Below are 22321 nucleotides of genomic sequence, written 5' to 3' on the forward strand. Positions count from 1 at the left end.
CGGCAAGGAGTAGAGGCAACGTGGCTGAGTCGGAAGAGAAACTGCGCTCGTACCTGCGGAAGGCCATCACCGATGCGCGCGACGCGCATCGCCGGGTACGCGAGTTGGAGGACCGGCAGCGCGAGCCGATCGCGATCGTGGGCATGGCCTGCCGCTTCCCCGGCGGTTTGGGTACGCCGGAGGACCTGTGGCGGTTCGTCGTCGAAGGCGGCGATGCGATCGGCGAGTTCCCGACCGACCGGGGCTGGGACCTCGACGGCCTGTACGACCCGGATCCCGACCGGCCGGGCACGTCGTACGTCCGCGAGGGCGGATTCCTGTACGACGTCGCCGACTTCGACGCCGAGTTCTTCGGCATCTCGCCCCGCGAGGCGGCGGCGATGGACCCGCAGCAGCGACTGCTTCTGGAGACCTCTTGGGAGGCCGTGGAACGCGCGGGCATCGACCCGACGTCGCTGCGGCACAGCCGGACCGGGATCTACACCGGGATCAACGGTCTCGACTACACGACCGTGTTGGCCCGCACCGCCAAGGGCCGGGACGGCACGCTCGGCATGGCCAACGGGGCCAGCCTGCTGGCGGGTCGGGTGGCGTACATCCTCGGCCTGGAGGGGCCGGCGGTGACCGTGGACACGGCGTGTTCGTCGTCCCTGGTGGCACTGCACCTGGCGAGCAACGCACTGCGGTCGGGGGAATGCGACCTGGCCCTGGCCGGCGGTGCGACGGTGATGTGCACGCCGGAGATCTTCGTCAACTTCAGCCGGCAGCGCGGACTGGCCCGCGACGGCCGATGCAAGCCGTTCTCGGCGGCGGCCGACGGGTTCATCCTCTCCGACGGCGCGGGCCTGTTCCTGATCGAACGGCTCTCCGACGCGCGGCGCAACGGACATCCGGTACTGGCCGTGCTGCGCGGTTCGGCGATCAACCAGGACGGCGCGTCGAACGGGCTGACCGCGCCGAACGGCCCGGCCCAGGAGCGGGTGATCCGGCAGGCCCTGCAGAGCGCCGGGCTGGTGACCGGTGACGTGGACGCCGTGGAGGCACACGGCACCGGGACCACGCTCGGCGACCCCATCGAGGCGCACGCGCTGTTGGCGACCTACGGGCAGGATCGGCCCGCGGATCGGCCGCTGAGGCTCGGGTCGATCAAGTCCAACATCGGACACACCCAGGCCGCCGCGGGGGTGGCCGGGATGATCAAGATGGTGTTGGCCCTGCGGCACGGCGTGCTGCCCAGGACGCTGCACGTCGACGCGCCCTCGCCGCACATCGACTGGTCGGCCGGGCGGGTGGAACTGCTCACGGAGCCCGTGCCGTGGCCGAGGTCGGACCGGCCGCGCCGGGCCGGTGTCTCGTCGTTCGGGGCGAGCGGGACGAACGCGCACGTGGTGGTGGAGGAGGCGCCGTCGGACGGCGACGACGGTGTCGTGGAGGTGCCCGCGCCCACGGGCATCGGCAGTGTCCTGCCGTGGGTGTTGTCGGCCCGATCCGAGGCGGCGTTGCGCGCGCAGGCGGGGCGATTGCGGGACTGGCTGGCCGAGCACCCCGAGGCGGATCCGGTCGACGTGGGCCGGTCGTTGGCGGTGGGGCGTGCGGTGCTGGAACGTCGCGCCGTGGTGCGCGGGCGGGATGTCGCCGAACTCGCCGTCGGGATCGGCGAGGTGGCCGACCGCGGAGAACTCGCCGGTGGGCGGCCGATGTTCGCCGGACCCGGTCCGGTGTTCGTGTTTCCGGGGCAGGGGTCGCAGTGGGTGGGGATGGCGGCCGGGTTGTTGGAGTGTTCGCCGGTGTTTGCGGGTGTGGTTGCCGAGTGTGCTGCGGTGATGGATCCGTTGGTGGCGGATTGGTCGTTGTTGGATGTGTTGCGGGGTGGGTCTGCCGGTGGTGAGGCGTTGGCGGAGCGGGTGGATGTGGTTCAGCCGGCGTTGTTCGTGGTGATGGTGGGGCTTGCGCGGTGGTGGGAGTCGTGTGGGGTCAAGCCGGGTGCGGTGATCGGACACTCACAGGGGGAGATCGCGGCTGCGCATGTGGCGGGATATCTGTCGCTGGCGGATGCGGTACGGATCGTGGTGTTCCGCAGTCGGGCGCTGCGCGGGATCGCGGCGGCCGGTGGCGGCATGGTCTCCGTGGGCGTGTCCGTCGAGCGTGCCGAGGAACTGGTGGCCGGCTCCGCCGGGTTGTCGCTCGCGGCCGTCAACGGGCCGCAGAGCGTGGTGCTTTCCGGCGACCGTGAGGCACTGGCCGCCGTCGTCGACGCGTGCGAGCGCGAGGGTGCGCGAGCCCGGTGGATCCCCGTGGACTACGCGTCGCATTCCGCGCACATGGAGGTGGTCCGGGACGAGGTCGAGCGTTTGTCGGCCGAGGTGACGCCGCGGGCGGGTCGGGTGCCGATGTACTCGACGCTGACCGGGGAAGTCGTCACGGACCCGGCCGAGTTGGGCGCCGGCTACTGGTTCGAGAACCTGCGCGGGACGGTACGGCTGACCACCGCAGTGGGGGCAGCCGTTGCCGACGGACACGTCGCCTTCGTCGAGTGCAGCCCGCATCCGGGCCTGGTCGTGCCGCTCGCGGACACCCTCGATGAGCTGGGCGTCGACGACGGCACGGTCCTGGAGACGTTACGGCGGGACGACGGCGGCCCCGATCGGCTGGTCGCCGCGCTCTCGGCGGCGTTCGTGGCGGGTGTGCCGGTGGACTGGGCCGCACTGTTTCCGGGCGAGGGGCGGGCCGACCTGCCCACGTACGCCTTCCAACATCGGCGCTATTGGGCCGAGGCCGAATCGCCCGCAGGCGGCGGCGTGGCCTGGGGGCAGCGCGCGGTGACGCATCCGGTACTCGGCGCCGCCGTCGACCTGGCCGGCGACGCGGGCACCGTGTTCACCGGGCGGCTGTCGACGACCGCCCAACCGTGGCTGGCCGACCACGCCGTGCTCGGCACGGTGATCGTGCCCGGGACGGCGTTCCTGGACCTGGTCCTGCGGGCCGGAGCCGAGGTCGGCTACCCGGCGATCGAGGAACTGACCCTGCACACGCCGCTCGTGCTGCCGGACGCCTCGGGCGTCCTTGTACAGGTCGTGGTCGGTACCGCGGACGGCGACGGCGGCGACGGCGGCGACGGGGCCCGGACGGTCGATGTGCACTCGCGGGCCGAGGACGCGCCGCCGGACCACCCGTGGACCCGGCACGCCTCGGGGGTGCTGGTCGCGGCGGGCGAGGAGCGGGCCGAGGACGCGCCGGCCGGGCGGTGGCCGCCGACCGGTGCCGAGGTGGTGGGGGTCGACGACGCCTACGAGCGGCTGGCGGTGGCGGGCTTCGACTACGGCCCCGTGTTCCAGGGGCTGCGGTCGGTCCGGGCGCGAGGCGACGAGTTGTTCGCCGAGGTGGAGTTGCCGGAGGAGGGGCACGCGGACGCGGACCGGTTCGCGGTGCACCCGGCGCTGCTCGATGCCGCATTGCACCCGCTGGTGGTCGCGGCCGGTGCCGACGCGCCGATCGTGGCCGGGCTGCCGTTCGTGTGGCACGGCATTCGGGCGGGTGTTCCCGGGGCGCGACGGTTGCGGGTTCGGCTGGTGCGCTCGGCGTCGGGGTCGGAGTCGGGGTCGGCTGCGGGCTCGGACTCGGCTTCCGGCGAGGTGTCGGTCCGGGCGTGGGACGAGGGCGGCCGGGAGGTGGTGGCGATCGAGTCGCTGACCATTCGCCCGGTCTCGGCGGACGGGTTGCGGACGCCCGATGCTTTGGTCCGCGACTCCCTGTTCACGCTCGCGTGGACCGCGTTGGAGCTACCGGACGTCGATGACGACGTGCCGAACGCGACCCTGCTGGGCGGCGACGGTGCGGCCGATCTCGCCGCGCTGGTGGCTGCCATGGACACCGGAACGGACGTACCGGCTCTGGTGGCTCTGCCCGTATCGGTCGACGACGCGGACCCCGTGGCGGCGGCGCACACGGCCGGCCGGCAGGTGCTGGCGGTACTCCGGGACTGGCTGGCGGACGAGCGGTTCGCCGACTCTCGGCTGGTGTTCGTCACCTCCGGCGCGGTCGCGGTCGCCGACGAGCAGGTACGTCCGGCCTCGGCGGCTGTCTGGGGCCTGGTCCGCTCCGCCCAGTCCGAACACCCGGGGCGCTTCGTCCTGGTGGACGCGGACTCCGTCGCCGACCCCGGCCCGGAGTTCGACCGGTCCCTGCGGACCGGTGCGGACCAGCTGATCCTGCGAGATGGAACGGCCCTGATACCGAGGCTGGTTCGAGCCCCGGCGGACGGCGGATCGGGCGGATTCGTGCCCGCTGCCGACGGCACGGTCCTGATCACCGGCGGCACCGGCACCCTGGGCACGCTGCTTGCCCGGCACCTGGTCACCGAACACGGCGTGCGCCGGCTCCTGTTGCTCAGTCGGCGCGGCGGTACGGCCGCCGGCGCGACGGACCTGGTCGCGGAACTCGCCGCGTTCGGTGCCGAGGTGACCTGCGTGGCCGGGGACGCCGCAGACCGCGCCACGCTGGAGCGGGTGTTGGCGGACATCCCCGCCGAACACCCGCTGACGGCGGTGATCCACGCGGCGGGTGTGGTGGACGACGGCGTCGTACAGTCCCTCACCGCCGACCGGCTGGACGCGGTGTTGCGCCCTAAGGTGGACGCCGCGTGGAACCTGCACGAGGCGACCCGGCACCTGGACCTGACCGCGTTTGTGCTGTTCTCCTCTGCGGCGGGTGTGCTCGGAAACCCCGGCCAGGGCAACTACGCGGCGGCCAACGCCTTTCTCGACGCGCTCGCACGCCGCCGGCGCCGTGAGGGCCTGCCCGGCAGCTCGTTGGCGTGGGGCTGGTGGGCGCCGACCAGCGAGATGACCGCGGGGCTCGGCGACGCCGACCGGCAGCGGATGGCGCGTTTGGGTGTACTGCCCCTGGCGCCGGAACAGGGGTTGGCCCTGTTCGACGCGGCGACGAACCATGCCGAACCGACACCGACCGTGGTCCGGATGGACCTCGCGGTGCTACGCACCGCCGGATCGGTGGTGCCCACGCTGCTGCGCGGTCTGGCCCGGGTGCCCAACCGGCGGGCTGCGACGGCGGGTTCGGTGGCCGAACTGCGCCGTCGTCCGGCCGGCGTATCGGCCTTCGACTGGGAGCAGACGCTGATCCGGGCGGTGTGCGTGCATGCCGCCGCCGTCATCGGCCACGCCGACGCGACCGAGATCGATGAGACACGGGCGTTCCGCGACCTGGGCTTCGATTCGCTCACAGGTCTGGAGCTGCGCAATCGACTGAACACGGCAACCGGACTGCGGCTGCCCGCCACGCTGGTCTTCGACTACCCCAGCCCGGTGGTCCTGGGCCGGTGGCTGCGTGATCGGCTCGCCGAGGAGGACGCCGGGGGCCCGGTCGGCTCGACCCTCGGAGCGCAGGTGGTGTCGCCGGTCGGTTCCGACGCCGGCGAGGACTCGATCGTGATCGTCGGCATGGGCTGCCGGTTCCCCGGCGGGATCACCGCGCCCGAACACCTGTGGGACGTGGTGGCCGGTGGGGTGGACACCCTCACCGACTTCCCCACCGATCGTGGCTGGGATGTCGAGCGCATCTTCGACCCGGACCCGGACCGACCCGGCAGCACCTACGTGCGCACCGGCGGATTCGTGGACACGGCCGCCGACTTCGACCCGGACCTCTTCGGGATCTCGCCGCGTGAGGCGTTGGCGATGGATCCGCAGCAGCGGTTGCTCCTGGAGACGGCGTGGGAGACGTTCGAGCGGGCGGGCATCGATCCGACCTCGCTGCGCGGCAGCCGGACCGGGGTTTTCGCCGGCGCCATCTACTACGACTACGCGGGTGGCCGGCTGCGGAAGGTGCCGGACGAACTGGAAGGCTACATCGGCAACGGCAATGTGGGCAGCGTCGCCTCGGGCCGGGTGGCCTACACGTTCGGTCTGGAGGGGCCGGCGGTCACCGTGGACACGGCGTGCTCGTCGTCCCTGGTGGCGCTGCACCTGGCGGTGAACGCGGTGCGGTCGGGCGAGTGTGAACTGGCCCTGGCGGGTGGCGTCACCGTGATGTCGACGCCCAGCGTCTTCCTCGACTTCTCCCGGCAGCGCGGCCTGTCGTCCGACGGCCGGTGCCGGTCGTTCGCGGCGGCGGCGGACGGCACCGGGTGGGGTGAAGGTGTCGGGTTGGTGCTGGTGGAGCGGTTGTCGGATGCGCGGCGCAATGGGCATTCGGTACTGGCGGTGGTGCGTGGGTCGGCGGTGAACCAGGACGGCGCGTCGAATGGTTTGACCGCGCCGAACGGGCCGTCGCAGCAGCGGGTGATCCGGCAGGCGTTGGGCAGCGCCGGGTTGTCGCCCGCCGATGTGGACGCCGTGGAGGCGCACGGGACCGGGACGACGTTGGGTGATCCGATCGAGGCGCAGGCGTTGTTGGCGACCTATGGGCAGGATCGGCCGGGGGATCGGCCGCTGTGGCTCGGGTCGGTCAAGTCCAACCTCGGGCACACGCAGGCGGCTGCGGGTGTGGCCGGGGTGATCAAGATGGTGTTGGCGCTGCGGCATGGGGTGTTGCCTCGGACGTTGCATGTGGACGAGCCGACGCCGCATGTGGATTGGTCGGCCGGGCGGGTCGAGGTGTTGGCGGACGAGGTGGCGTGGCCGGCGGGGGAGCGGGTGCGCCGGGCCGGTGTGTCGTCCTTCGGAATCAGCGGGACGAATGCACACGTGGTGCTGGAAGAGCCGCCGCCGGTGACCGAAGTGCCGAATGTGGCCGTCGAGTCCGGGCTCGGCGGGCGGCACACCTGGGTGGTGTCGGCGCGGTCCGAGGCAGCGGTACGGGAACAGGCGGCCCGGCTGCGCGACTGGGTCACGGCCCGTCCGGATCTCGATCCGGCGCACGTGGCCCGGTCGTTGGTGTGCGAACGGGCGCTGTTCGGCCATCGGGCGGTGGTCTCCGGCGCCGATCTCGCCGAGCTGGCCGATGGGTTGTCCGCCGTGGCGGCGGGCGCCGAGGGCGCGGTGGTCGGTGCGGTGGGTCGCGGGCCGGGGAAGACGGCCGTGCTGTGCACGGGTCAGGGGGTGCGGGCGCTCGGTATAGGCCGCGAACTTCACGCGGCGTTCCCGGTGTTCGCCGGCGCCCTGGACGAGGTGTGTGCGGCCTTCGACGATGTGGTGCCGTTCTCGGTGCGGGACGTCGTGCTCGGTGCCGAAGGGGTGTCGGATGCCGACGCGCAGGACACCGGGGTGGCCCAGCCGGCGCTGTTCGCGTTCGAGGTGGCGCTGTACCGGCTGTGGGCCTCGTGGGGGCAGGCGCCCGACTTCGTGGTGGGGCATTCGCTCGGCGAGATCGTTGCGGCGCATGTGGCGGGAGTGTTCTCGCTCGCGGATGCGGTGGTCTTCGTCGCGGCGCGGGCTCGGTTGATGAGTGCGCTGCCGAGTGGAGGGGCGATGCTCGCCGTCGGTGCGAGCGAGGCCGAGGTGGCGGCGTCGTGCCCGGCCGAGGTGACGATCGCAGCGGTGAACGGCCCGGCGAGTGTGGTGGTTTCCGGACCCGCCGAGGCGGTGGCCGCGCTCGAACCGGACTGCGTGATGCGCGGGTGGCGGATCTCGCGCCTGTCGGTGTCGCACGCCTTCCACTCGGCGCTGATGCAACCGATGTTGGCCGAACTCCGCGAGGTGCTGACCGGGTTGACCTACGGCACGCCCGAGATCGCGGTGGTGTCGGACACCACCGGGCGGGTTGCGGGCGCCGAAGAGTTGGCTGATCCCGAGTACTGGGTGCGGCACGTACGCCGCGCGGTGCGCTTCGGGGATGCGATCGCCACGCTGCGCGCCGAAGGGGTACGGACCTTCGTGGAGATCGGGCCGGAGGCGGCGTTGACCGCGATGGTGGTCGAGGGCACGGCCGGCGCGGAGGACGTGGCCGCCGTAGCGACCCGGCGTCGGGGTCGAGCGGCCGTGTCGAGTGTGGTGGAGGCGCTCGCCCGGGTGTTCGTGCACGGCGCGACGGTGGATTGGGCCGCGTTGTCCACCGGTTCCGGGCCCGGGGGACGGGTGGACCTGCCGACCTACGCCTTCGAGCGGCGGCGCTTCTGGTTGCACGCCGGTGTGGACGCGGGCGACGCGGTCGGGCTGGGGCAGGGTGTGGTGGACCATCCGCTGCTCGGTGCGGTCGTGGGCCTGGCGGACGACCAGGGCGTCCTGTTCACCGGCCGGTTGGCCCTGGACACCCATCCGTGGTTGGCCGAACACACCGTCTTGGGCACGGTATTGCTGCCGGGCACGGCATTCCTGGAGCTGGCCCTGCACGTCGGCCGCCTCCTGGACTGCGCGCGGGTCGACGAGCTGACCCTGTCGGCCCCGCTGGCGCTGCCGTCGACGGGCGGTGTGCAGGTCCAGGTCCGAGTCGGTGTACCGGAGGAGAGCGGGACACGGACGATCACGGTGCATGCCCGCCCGGATTCGGCGGAGGAGGCGCCTTGGACGCTGCACGCCGCCGGGGCCCTGGGTCCATCAGCCGAGGTGGATGCACCCTCGGATGCCGCGAGTTGGCCGCCTGCCGATGCGACCGCGATGGACTCGGCGGGGCTGTATCCCTGGTTCGCCGAGACCGGCGTCGACTACGGACCCTCGTTCCGGGGCGTACAAGCGACCTGGCGCCGTGATGACGAGGTGTTCGCGGAGATCGTGCTCGCGGCCGACGACCCGGCCGCCGACGGCCGGTTCGAGCTGCACCCCGCGCTGTTCGACGCCGCGTTGCACCCGCTGGGCCTGACCCTGCTCGACGCGGCGGAGCCGCGCCTGCGGCTGCCGTTCTCCTGGCGCGGAGTGGCGCTGCACACGTCCGGGGCTCGCACGTTGCGGGTTCGGCTGCGTCCCACCGGGCCCGACACCATCGCGGTGACGGCCACCGACGAGACGGGTCGACCGGTGGTCGCGGTCGAGGCCCTGGCGGTGCGCGAACCCTCGCGGGACCGACTGCCACGACCCGACGCGAACGCGGGCGAGTTGTTCGAGCCGCAGTGGACGCCGCTGTCACCGGCGGACACGGCGGACATGGCGGACACGCTCGGGGCGGTGGTGGGCGGCCCCGAACTCGCCTCGACAGCCACCCGATTCGGTGCCACACATCACCCTGACCTGGCCGCCCTGGCCGAATCGGCAATCCCCGAGACGGTCCTGTACGACCTGGTCACCGCCGTTCCCGGCGTATCCGCCGAAGCCGTACACCAAGCCGCCGCCCAAGCGCTGGACCTGGCCCGATCCTGGCTCGCCGACGAGCGCTTCGAGTCGGCCCGCCTGATCGTGCGCACCCGACACGCGGTCGCCGCCGCCGAAGGCGACGCGCCGGACCCGGCCGCCGCCGCGACCCATGGCCTGCTTCGTACCGCCTGCTCCGAACACCCCGAGCGGTTCGCGCTCGTCGACGCCGACGACCTCGACGAGGTCTCGCCCGAGGCCATCGCCGCCGTCGTGGTCGAGCCCGAGGCGGCCGTGCGGGCCGGTCGCGTCCTGGTTCCGCGCCTGCGCCGAGCGGCCGTGGCGCCCAAGGCCGACTTCGGCTTCGCCGCCGAAGGCACCGTCCTGATCACCGGTGGCACCGGAGCACTGGGCCGGCAGGTCGCCCGGCACCTGGTGCGCGTACACGGGGTGCGCCGCCTCCTCCTGCTCTCCCGTCGCGGCGACGAAGCCCCCGAGGCCGCCGAGTTGCGGGCCGAACTGATCGAGGCCGGCGCGCACGTCACCTTCGCCGCCGGAGACGCTGCCGAACGTGGCGTGCTGGCCGACGTGTTGGCCGCGATCCCGGCCGCCCACCCGCTGACCGGCGTGGTGCACCTGGCCGGGGTGACCGACGACGGGCTGGTCGGGACGCTGACCCCCGAGCGGCTGGCGGCGGTGTTGCGCCCCAAGATCGACGCGGCGCTGCACCTGGACGAACTCACCGCCGACGCCGACCTGTCGGCGTTCGTCCTGTTCTCCTCGGCCGCCGGTCCGGTCGGCAACCCCGGCCAGGCCAACTACGCGGCGGCCAATGTCGCCCTCGACGCGCTGGCCCGCCGGCGCCGAGCGCGCGGCCGACCGGCCGTGTCGTTGCAGTGGGGGTTGTGGGCCGAACGCAGTGCGCTGACCGCGACGATGAGCGCGACCGATCGGCGCCGGGCGGCCGGCGCGGGTGTGCGGGCGTTGTCCGTGGAGCAGGGCCTCGCACTGCTGGACGCGGCGGCCGGGCGGCCCGAGGCGGTGCTGACGCCGCTGCGCCTCGATCCGGCGATCCTGCGCGGTCCGGAGGAGCGGGTGGCGCCCGTGTTGCGCGGGCTGGTGCCGACCCGGGCCCGGCGTGCGCCGGCCCGTACCTCGGACACCGCCCGCTCACTGGTGCGCCGATTGGCCGCGTTGCCCGAGGCCGAGCAGGACCGGCTGTTGGTCGACCTGGTCCGTACCCACGCGGCCGGTGTGCTCGGCCACGCCGACGCGCGCACGATCGACCCGGACCGCGCGTTCGGCGAACTGGGCCTGGACTCGCTGGCGGCGTTGGAACTGCGCACCCGGTTGAGCACGGCGGTCGGGCTGCGCCTGCCCGCCACGATGTTGTTCGACCATCCGTGCGCGCGTGCCGTGGGCGTACACCTGCGCGCGCAACTGCTCGACGCGCCGACACCCGGGCGGGCGGCGGGTGTCGCCCGCCCGGTGTCGGACGAGCCGGTCGCGGTGGTGGCGATCAGCTGCCGCTTCCCCGGCGGCGTCGCGAGCCCCGAGGACCTGTGGCGGCTGGTGTCGGAACACACCGACGCCATCTCGGAGTTCCCGCAGGATCGGGGCTGGGACCTGGCCGAGCTGTTCCACCCGGACCCCGAACATGCCGGTACCTCGTATGTACGCGAGGGCGGATTCCTTTACGAGGCAACCGAGTTCGACCCGGAGTTCTTCGGCATCTCGCCGCGCGAGGCGCTGGCCATGGACCCGCAGCAGCGGTTGCTCCTGGAGGCGTCCTGGGAGGCGATCGAGCGCGCCGGCGTGGATCCCAGGTCGCTGCGCGGCAGTCGTACCGGGGTGTACGCGGGCCTGATGTACGCCGACTACGCGTCGCGGCTGGGCAGCGCGCCGGAGGGCGTGGACGGCTATCTCGGCAACGGCAGCGCGGGCAGTATCGCGTCCGGGCGGGTGGCCTACACGCTGGGTCTGGAGGGGCCCGCGGTGACCGTGGACACCGCCTGCTCGTCGTCCTTGGTCGCACTGCACCTGGCGGCCAACGCACTGCGCCAGGGTGAGTGTGATCTGGCGCTGGCGGGCGGGGTGACGGTGATGTCCAGCCCGGCCACGTTCGTCGAGTTCTCCCGGCAGCGCGGCCTGGCCCCGGATGCGCGGTGCAAGTCGTTCGCGGCCGGCGCCGACGGTACCTCGTGGTCCGAGGGCATCGGTCTGCTCCTGGTGGAACGCCTGTCGGACGCGCGCCGGTTGGGCCATCCGGTGCTGGCCGTGGTGCGCGGCAGTGCGATCAACCAGGACGGCGCCAGCAACGGCCTGGCCGCGCCCAACGGGCTCGCCCAGGAGCGGGTGATCCGGGATGCGCTCGCGCACGCCGAGTTGCGTCCGTCCGACGTGGACGCGGTGGAGGCGCACGGCACCGGCACGCCGCTGGGCGACCCGATCGAGGCGCGCGCCCTGCTCGCCACCTACGGGCAGGACCGGCCGGCGGATCGGCCGTTGTGGCTGGGGTCGGTCAAGTCCAACCTCGGGCACACCCAGGCGGCGGCGGGCGTGGCCGGCGTGATCAAGATGATCATGGCGATGCGGCATGCCGAACTGCCCGGGACGCTGCACGTGGACGCCCCCTCACCGCACGTGGACTGGTCGGCGGGGGCGGTGTCGCTGCTCACCGCCGCGACCCCGTGGCCGCAGACCGGGCGTCCGCGCCGTGCGGGGGTGTCGTCGTTCGGGATCAGCGGGACCAACGCGCACGTGATCCTGGAACAGGGCGACCCCGCCCCGACCGCGCCCGCCGAACCGGCACCGGCGTCGGCGCCTTTGGCCGCGCTGGCGTGGCCACTGTCCGGGGCGAGCGCGGTGGCACTGCGCGGGCAGGCCGAGCGGCTGCGCGCACACCTGGACGCGCACCCCGAGTACGGGCCGGTCGACATCGCGCACGCGCTCGTCGGCGGCCGATCCCGGTTCGAACACCGCGCCGTGGTGGTCGCCGAGGACGCGGCGGGCCTGCGGGCCGGGCTGGACGCGCTGAGCGCCGACCGGCCCGACGCGGCGGTGCCGGTGGGCGTGGCCGGCGAACCCGGCCGGATCGCCTTCGTGTTCGGCGGACAGGGTTCGCAGTGGCCCGGCATGGGCGCCCGACTGCTCACCGAGTCGCCGGTCTTCGCCGCCCGGATCCGCGACTGCGACGCGGCACTCGCGCCGCACACCGACTGGTCGCTGCTCGCCGTGCTGCGCGGCGAGCCCGACGCGCCGCCGCTCGACCGGGTCGACGTGGTGCAACCGGTGTTGTTCGCGGTGATGGTCGCGCTCGCCGAACTGTGGCGCTCGCTGGGCGTACGGCCGGCTTCGGTGGTCGGCCACTCGCAGGGCGAGATCGCCGCCGCCCACATCGCGGGCGCGCTCACCCTCGACGACGCGGCCCGGATCGTCGCACTGCGCAGCCGCGCCCTGCGCGGGTTGTCCGGCGACGGCGGGATGATGTCCGTCGCGGCCGGCCCGGAGCAGATCGCCCGATTGCTCGACGGATTCGCGGACCGGCTCGGCATCGCCGCCGTCAACGGCCCCGCCGCCGTGGTGATTTCCGGCGCGGCCGACGCGCTCGCCGAACTGCACGCCCACTGCGAGGCGGACGGGATCCGCGCCCGGGTGCTCCCGGTCGACTACGCCTCGCACTCCGCCCAGGTCGAGCAGGTCTGCGAGGAACTGCTCGCCGCCCTGGGCGAGATCGTGCCCACGCCGACCACCGACGCGGTCTTCTACTCCTCGGTCACCGGCGAACCCGTCGAGGGCACCGCGCTCGACGCCGAGTACTGGTACCGCAACCTGCGCGCCACCGTCGCCTTCGACCGGGCCACCGATGCCCTGCTGCGGGACGGCCACACGGTGTTCGTCGAGACCAGCCCGCATCCGGTCCTTGCGCCCGCCGTCGAGGACAGTGCCCAGCGCGCCGGTACGGACGTGACGGTCGTGGGCAGCCTCCAGCGCGACACCGACACCCTCGCCCGTTTCCTCACCGCCGCGGCCGGCCTGCACGTGCACGGCGTCCCGGTGGACTGGTCCGCGACCCACGCCGGACACCGGCCCCGGCCGGTCGACCTGCCCACCTACGCATTCCAACGCGAGCGCTACTGGCTGGAGGCGGGCAAGACGCCCACCGACGCGGCCGGCCTCGGCCTGCACCCGGCGGCACACCCCCTGTTGGGCGCGGCCGTGGTACCCGCCGAGGGCGACCGGCACATCCTCACCGGCCGCATCTCGCTGCGCACCCACCCCTGGCTCGCCGACCACACGATCCTGGACACGGTGCTGCTCCCGGGCACCGCGTTCGTCGAACTCGCCCTCCAAGCGGGCGATCGGGCCGACTGTGACCTGATCGAGGAGCTGACCGTCGAGGCCCCGCTGCGGCTCACCGACACCGGCGCCGTACACCTGCAGGTGTTGCTGGACGAGCCGGACGAGCAGGGCCGCCGAGCGCTGACCATCCACTCCCGAGCCGACGACGCGCCCGCGGAGCAGACGTGGACGCGGCACGCGAGCGGGGTAGTGGCGCCGGTCGCGGACGGCCTCGACGCCGTGCCGGCGACCGACGCCGCGTGGCCGCCCGCCGGGGCCGTCGCGCTGGACGTGGACGGGCTGTACGAGCGGTTGGCCGGGCAGGGCTACCGGTACGGACCGGCCTTCCGGGCGGTGCGGGCCGCGTGGCGCCTGGGCGATACGGTCCTGGCCGAGGTCGCGCCGGGCGACGAGGCGCACGGCGCACGGGACTTCGCGCTGCACCCGGCCCTGCTGGACGCCGCGCTGCACGCCGCCGGCGCCGCCGACAGCGGAACATCCGGCGGGGACGGTGCCATCGGCCTACCCTTCGCCTGGACCGACGTACGCCTGCACGCCGTCGGCGCCGCCGCGCTCCGGGTCCGCCTGGAACGCCGCGGCCCGGACACCGTCGGCCTCGAACTCACCGATCACACCGGCGCCTTGGTCGCCACCGTCGGTGCCCTGGTCGGCCGCCCCGCGACCGCCGACCGGCTCGCGCCCGCCGCCGACCCGGCCCACCGCGACCTCCACCACGTCGACTGGTCCCCGCTGCCCACTCCCACCGAACCCAGCACCGCCCGCTGGTCGTTGCTCGGCCCGGACGAACTGGAGGCGGTGGCCGGGCTGCGCGCCGCCGGCGCCGAGGTGCACGCGGACGGCGACCCCGACCCCGCCGACGTACTGCTGATCACCTGCGCCGGCCGGACCGGGGACGACGTCCCCGAAGCCGCCCGGGCCGCCACACACCGCGTACTCGACCTGCTCCAGCGCGCACTGACCGACCCACGCCTCACCGCATGCACCCTGGTCGTGCTGACCCGGGGCGCAGTACCCGGGCACCACGGCGAGGACGTGTGCGACCTGGTCGCCGCGCCGATCGTGGGCCTGGTCCGCTCCGCGCAGACCGAACACCCGGGCCGGATCGTGCTGGTCGACCTGGACGACCACGCCGACTCCTTCGCCGCGCTGCGCGCCGCCGTCGTCACCGACGTCGGCGAACCGCAACTGGCCATCCGCACGGGCACCGTGTCCGCACCCCGACTGATCCGCACCGGCACCGAACCGCGCCTGAGCCCGCCCGCCGGCGCCCCGGCCTGGCGGCTCGACCTGCTCGGCGGTGGCACCCTGGACCGGCTCGCGCTGCTCCCGAACGCCGACGCGGCGGTCCCGCTCGCGCCCGGACAGGTCCGGATCGCCGTCCGCGCCGCCGGGCTGAACTTCCGCGACGTCGTGGTCGCCCTCGGCATGGTCACCGACACCCGCCCGCCCGGCGGCGAGGGGGCCGGAATCGTCGTGGAGGTCGGCCCCGATGTGCCCGAACTCGTCCCGGGCGACCGGGTGATGGGCCTGTTCGGCGGCGGCACCGGACCGATTACCGTGGCCGACCACCGGCTGCTCGCGCCGATCCCCACCGGCTGGACCTACGCCCAGGCCGCGGCCGTCCCGGTGGTGTTCCTGACCGCCTACTACGGCCTGGCCGACCTCGGCGGGCTGCGCGCCGGCGAATCGCTGCTCGTCCACGCCGCCACCGGCGGAGTGGGCATGGCGGCCGTGCAACTGGCCCGGCACTGGAACGTGGAGGTGTTCGGCACCGCCTCGCCCGGCAAATGGGCCACCCTGCGCGGCCAGGGCGTGGACGACGCGCATCTGGCGTCCTCGCGCGATCTCGACTTCGCGCACCGGTTCGGCGAGGTCGACGTGGTGCTCAACTCGCTCGCGCACGAATTCGTCGACGCCTCACTGCGGTTGCTCGCGCCCGGCGGCCGATTCCTGGAGATGGGCAAGACCGACATCCGCGACCGGGACGAGGTGCTTGCCGCCCATCCGGGCCGCGACTACCGGGCGTTCGACCTGATGGACGCGGGGCCGGAGCGGATCCGGGAGATGCTGGCCGACCTGTACCGGCTCTTCGAGACCGGCGTGTTGCACCCGCTGCCCGTGACCCCGTGGGATGTGCGCGGTGCGGTCGGCGCGTTCCGGCACCTGAGCCAGGCCCGGCACACCGGCAAGATCGTGCTGACCCTGCCGCCCACCCTCGGCGCCGCTCCCGACCCGGAGGGCACGGTCCTGATCACCGGCGGCACCGGCACCCTCGGCGGCCTGCTCGCCCGCCACCTCGTACGCACCGCCGGGGTACGACACCTGCTCCTGATCGGCCGGCGCGGCCCGGCCGCCGACGGCGCGGCCGAGTTGTCCGCCGAACTGACCGCGCTCGGCGCCCGGGTGACCATCGCGGCCTGCGACGCCGCCGACCGTGCGGCGCTGGCCGCGCTGCTCGCCGACATCCCGGCCGAACACCCGCTCACCTCGGTGATCCACGCCGCCGGCGTGATCGACGACGCGGCGCTGACCGCGCTCACCCCCGAGCGGCTGGACCGGGTGCTGCGCCCGAAACTGCACGCCGCCTGGAACCTGCACGAGCTGACCCGCGACCTCGACCTGGCCGAGTTCGTGCTGTTCTCCTCGATGGCCGGCACCTTCGGCGGCGCCGGACAGGCCAACTACGCCGCCGCGAACGCCTTCCTGGACGCGCTCGCCCAGCACCGCCGAGCCCGCGGCCTGGCCGCGACCGCGGCCGCCTGGGGTCTGTGGGCGCAGGCCAGCGGGATGACCGGACACCTGGGCGCCGAGGACCTGAACCGCATTGCCCGCACCGGCGTCGCCGCGCTGGAGACCGCCCACGCACTCACCCTGTACGACGCGCTCCGCGCGGCCGACCGCCCCACGATCGTGCCCGCCCGCCTGGACCCGGACGCGCTGCGCGCCGCCGCCCCGACCGTACCCGCACTGCTGCGCGACCTGGTGCGCCCGCGCGGACGCCGCGCCGCCGCCGACACCGCGCCGGACGCCGCGTCCCTGGCCGAGCGGCTGGCCCGACTGCCCGAGGAGCGGCGCCGGCAGACGCTGCTGACCCTGGTTCGCACCGAGACCGCCGCCGTCCTGGGCCACGCCACCCCGGACGCGGTCGCCCCGCTGCGCCCGTTCAAGGCCCTCGGCTTCGACTCGCTCACGTCGGTCGAACTGCGCAACCGCATCGGTGCGGCGACCGGCCTGCGCCTGCCCGTCACCCTGGTCTTCGACCACCCGACCCCGCAGGCCCTCGCCGACCACGTCGGCGACGAACTCCTGGGCGTAGCGCCCGTGGTCGTCGAACCCGAGCGACCCGCCGCACACACCGACGACGACCCGATCGTGATCGTGGGCGTCGGCTGCCGCTACCCGGGCGGGGTGGCCGGACAGGACGAGATGTGGCGGATGCTCGCCGAGGGCACCGACACCATCGGGCCCTTCCCCCAAGACCGGGGTTGGGAGTTGGACACACTCTTCGACCCGGACCCCGACCGGGTGGGCAAGTCGTACGTCCGTGAAGGCGGATTCGTCGCCGACGCGGTGCACTTCGACGCCGAGTTCTTCGGGATCTCGCCCCGCGAGGCGACCTCGATGGACCCGCAGCAGCGGCTCCTGTTGGAGACCGCGTGGGAAACGTTCGAGCAGGCCGGCATCGACCCCACCACGCTGCGCGGCAGCGGCACGGGCGTGTTCGTCGGGGCCATGGCGCAGGACTACCACGGCACTTCGCAGGCGATGGCCGAGGGCCAGGAGGGCTACCTGCTGACCGGGACCGCGACCAGCGTGATCTCCGGCCGGGTCTCCTACGTCCTGGGCCTGGAGGGGCCGGCGGTGACCGTGGACACCGCGTGCTCGTCATCCCTGGTCGCCCTGCACCTGGCGGCGAACGCACTGCGTGCGGGTGAGTGCGATCTCGCGCTTGCGGGCGGGGTGGCGGTGTTGACGTCGCCGCAGGCGTTCATCGAGTTCAGCCGGCAGCGCGGACTGGCCGCGGACGGGCGCTGCAAGCCCTTCGCGGCGGCGGCCAACGGCACCGGCTGGGGCGAGGGTGTCGGCCTGGTACTCGTCGAGCGGCTGTCCGACGCGCGCCGGCGCGGGCATCCGGTACTGGCCGTGGTGCGCGGCTCGGCGGTCAACCAGGACGGCGCCTCGAACGGGCTGACCGCACCCAACGGCCCCTCGCAACAGCGGGTGATCCGACAGGCGTTGCACAACGCGGGCCTGGTCGCGACGGACGTCGACGCGGTCGAGGCGCACGGCACCGGGACCACGCTCGGCGACCCGATCGAGGCGCAGGCGCTGCTGGCGACCTACGGGCAGGACCGGCCGGCGCAACGGCCGCTGTGGCTGGGGTCGGTCAAGTCCAACATCGGGCACACTCAGGCCGCGGCGGGGGTCGCCGGGGTGATCAAGATGGTGCTCGCGCTGCGGCACGGGACGTTGCCGCCGACGTTGCACGTGGACGCGCCCACGCCGCATGTGGACTGGGCGTCGGGACAGGTGCGGCTGCTCACCGAGCCGGTGGCGTGGCCGGCGGGGGAACGGGTGCGTCGGGCCGGGATCTCCTCGTTCGGGGTGAGCGGGACCAACGCGCACGTGATCATCGAGCAGGCGCCGGCGGAGGGCGCGGTCGATGCCGCGCCGGTCGATGCCGCGCCGGCCGCCGCGCTCGGGGGGATCGTGCCGTGGGTGGTGTCCGCGCGATCCCAGGCCGGGTTGCGGGCGCAGGCGGCGCGGCTGCGGGACTGGGCCGCCGCGCATCCGGAGTTTGCCCCGGCCGACGTGGCCGCCTCGCTGGTGCGCGGGCGGGCGGTGTTCGAGCGGCGCGCGGTGGTCCGGGGTCGGGATACCGACGAACTGGTCGCCGCACTCGCTGAGTTGGTCGACTCGCCGGCAACGGGCGAGGCGCCGACGGCGATCGGGCCCGGGCCGGTGTTCGTCTTCCCCGGCCAGGGATCGCAATGGGTGGGCATGGCGGCGGAGTTGCTGACGTGCTGCCCGGTCTTCGCGGAGACCGTCACGCAGTGCGCCGAGGTGATGGACCCGCTGCTGCCGGGCTGGGCGCTGCTCGACGTGCTGCGCGGCACCGACGACGAGACGGCCGAACTGCTGCGCCGGGTCGAGGTGGTGCAACCCGTGCTGTTCGCGGTGATGGTGGGTCTGGCCCGCTGGTGGGAGTCGTGCGGGGTGCGACCGGCCGCGGTGATCGGGCACTCCCAGGGCGAGATCGCCGCCGCGTACATAGCCGGCCACCTGACCCTGCCGGACGCCGCCCGGATCGCCGCGCTGCGGATCCGCGCGGTGCAGGCCGCCGACATGATCCGCGGCGCGATGGTGGCTGTCGCGGTATCCGCCCTGCGGGCCGAGGAGTTGATCACCCGCACCGGCACCGGGGACCTGGTCAACGTGGGCGGGATCAACAGCCCGACCAACACCGTGTTGTCCGGCGACACCGACGCCTTGGCCCTGATCGTGGCCGACTGCGAGCGCGAGGGTGTACGGGCGCGCTGGATCCCGGCCGCGTACTCCTCGCACTCGCCGCAGATGGACGCTGTACGCGGCGACCTGGAACGCCTGCTCGCGGGCATCCAACCCACCCCCGGGCGGGTGCCGATGTACTCCACGGTCACCGGCGGCCGACTCGCCGACGACGCGCTGCTCGACATCGACTACTGGTTCGAGAACATGCGGCGCACCGTGCGGTTCGAGGAGGCGATCGGCGCGGCGGCGGCCGACGGACACACCGTGTTCCTCGAATGCAGCTCGCACCCCGGCCTGGTGGTGCCGCTCGGCGACACCCTGGACTCGCTCGGCGTGCACGGTGCCACCCTGGAGACGCTGCGCCGCGCGGACGGCGGCGCCGATCGGCTGCTCGCCGCGCTCTCCGCGATGTTCGTGCACGGCGGCGCGGTGGACTGGGCCGGGCTGCTACCGGGTCGCCGGGTCGCGCTGCCCACGTACGCCTTCCAGCGTCGGCGGCACTGGGTGGAGCCCGTCGGACCGGCCCGAGGGGGCGTCGGCTGGGGGCAGTTCGCGGTGGAGCACCCGATCCTGGGCGCCGGGGTCGACCTGGCCGACGGCTCGGCGACCGTGTTCACCGGGCGCCTGGACACCACCACACACGGTTGGCTCGCCGACCACCTCGTGCTCGGCGAAGTCCTGGTCCCGGGCACGGTGTTCGTGGACCTGGCGCTGCGCGCGGGCGGCGCCCTCGGCTGCGCGGTGGTCGAGGAGTTGGCCCTGCAGGAGCCGCTGGTGTTGCCGGACGCGGACGGGGTGCGGATCCAGGTCACCGTCGAGGCACCGGACGACGCGGGTACGCGGGCGCTGACCATACACTCCCGGCCCGAGGACGCGCCCGCCGCCGAGCCGTGGACCCGACACGCCTCGGGCACGGTGGCCCCCGGCGCGCACCGGCCGCAGCAGGAGTCCGGGCCATGGCCGCCGATCGGGGCGACGCCGCTGGACGTGGCGGACGTATATCGGCGGTTGACCGAACTGGGCCTGGGCTACGGCCCGACGCTCGCCGGACTGCGGGCCGCGTGGCGGCGCGGCGACGACCTGTTCGCCGAGGTCGCGCGCACCGCCGACGGCGAACGTGGCACCGCCCGCTTCGGCCTGCACCCGGCCCTGCTCGATGCGGCCCTGCACGGGCTTGCCCCCGGCTCGGCACCCGGCGGCGCACCGACCGAGGTGCGGCTGGCCGGCGCCTGGCGCGGGGTGACGCTGGGCGGCGATGCCGGTACCGCCGGCCGGATTCGGCTGCGGGGCGTCGACGGGGACGGCGTCGAGGTCGAACTGGCCGACGAGGCAGGCCGATCCATGGCCCGGATCGAGTCGGTGGCGCTGCGGCCATGGACCGCGGGGCAGGTGCGGGCGGCCGGGCGGGCCCGACCGTGGTTGACCCGCTGGGAGTGGGCCCGGGTCGAGCCGACCGACCCGGCGGCGGCAGGAGGTCGCTGGGCCGTGCTCGGTGCGCGGGCTTGGGACGGGGTGCCGGCCTATGGGACCGCCGCCGATTTGATCGCGGCCGTCGAGGTCGGCGTCCCGGTTCCGGATCTGGTCGCGCTGCCCGTGCGGATCGACCCGGCCGGCGGGCTCGATCCGGAGGCGATCCGGGCCACGATCCGGGCGGTGCGCGAGACCCTGCGGCAGTGGCGGGCCGAGCCGCGGCTGGCGGCCTCCCGCCTGGTCGTGGTGACCCACGACGCGGTCTCGGCGCGGCCCGAGGACCGGGTCACCGATCCGGGCGCGGCGGCGGTGTGGGGCGTGGTGCGGGCGGCCCGGGCGGCGGACCCCGAGCGGTTCGTGCTCGCCGACGTGGACGGGGAGGACGGGTCCTGGCCGGTGCTGCTGGCCGAAGCGTCCGCCGGTCGCGCCGAGTTCGCGATCCGCGCGGGCACGGTACTGCTGCCGGGCCTGGCCCGGGTACCGGCGGGCGAGACCGGCACGGCGGGCTTCCCGACCGACGGCACGGTATTGGTCACTGTCGCGACCGACCCGACCGACCCGACCGACGGCACCGACCCGGTCGGCACACTGCTGGCTCGGCACCTGGTGACCGCCCACGGAGTGCGCCGGCTGATCCTGGCCGGCGGGCCCGCCGCCGGGATGCCGCTTGCCCGGGAACTGGCCGCGCAGGGCGCGGAGATCCACGTGGTCGTCTGCGACGTGACCGACCGCACCGAACTGGCGAAGCTGCTGGCCACGATCCCCGAGCACAGCCCGCTGACCGCCGTGGTGCACACCGCCGGGCTCGGCCGGTCGCACACCGAGGCCATGCTGCGGGCCCGGGTGGACGCGGCCGTACACCTGCACGAACTCACCCGCGACGCCGACCTGTCCGCCTTCGTGCTCTGCACCGCCCTGGACGGCGTACTCGCCGACCCCGGGCGCGGCGAACACGCGGCCGGCGACGCCTTCCTGGACGCCCTGGCCCGGCACCGGCACGCCGCCGGGCTGCCCGCGCTCGCGCTGGCCTGGGCACCGGGGGCCGAACCGGTCGCCGGGCTGCTGCCGTTGCCCGGCGAGCAGGCCACGGTCCTGTTCGACCGGGCCCTCGGGCTGCCCGAACCGGCCCTGATCCCGCTCGCGCCGGACACCTCGGCGCTGCGCCGGGCCGAACCGGGCGCACTGCCGGCGCTGTTGACCACGCTGGTGGCCGACCCGAACCACCGCGTCGGCGCCGCCGCCGAGGCGGCGCCCGCACTGATCGGCCGACTGCTCGACCTGCCGGACGACGAGCGGGAAAGCGTCCTGGTCGACCTGGTTCGCGGCTGCGCCGCCGCGATCCTCGGTCATGCCGATCCGACCGCGATCGAGACGGGAGCGGCGTTCAAGGATCTCGGCTTCGACTCGCTGACCGCCCTGGAGATGCGCAACCGACTGCGCGCCGCGCTGGGCCTGACCCTGCCGGCCACGCTGATCTTCAGCCACCCCAACGCGGCGGCCCTGGGCCGGCACCTGCACGGCCTGCTGCGCCGCGAGCACGGGGTCTCGTGGGACTCGGTGCTCGGCGAGATCGACCGGGTCGAGGCGATGCTCGCACAACTCGACGATGCGGACCGCGCCAGGGCGACGGAGCGGCTGCGGGACCTGATCGGCGGCCCGGAAGCCCCGCTCGCCGGCCGCGAGTCGGGCGCGAACGGCGACGCGGCCGGCGGCCGAGGGTTCGACGCGGCCACGGACGAGGAGCTGTTCGACTTCATCGACGGCGGGATCGAGCACTGATTCGACAACGGCGGGATCGAGGA

1 protein-coding gene is annotated in these 22321 nt (G+C 74.1%); it reads left to right on the forward strand.

The window, feature by feature from the left end:
- Positions 1-20 precede the first annotated feature (20 nt).
- Entirely contained in the window at positions 21-22298 is a 22278-nt protein-coding gene (locus ACWGR4_RS07875; protein WP_452128485.1) for an SDR family NAD(P)-dependent oxidoreductase, read from the forward strand.
- Positions 22299-22321: the final 23 nt, after the last annotated feature.

The sequence above is a fragment of the Embleya sp. NPDC055664 genome, assembly GCF_053618075.1.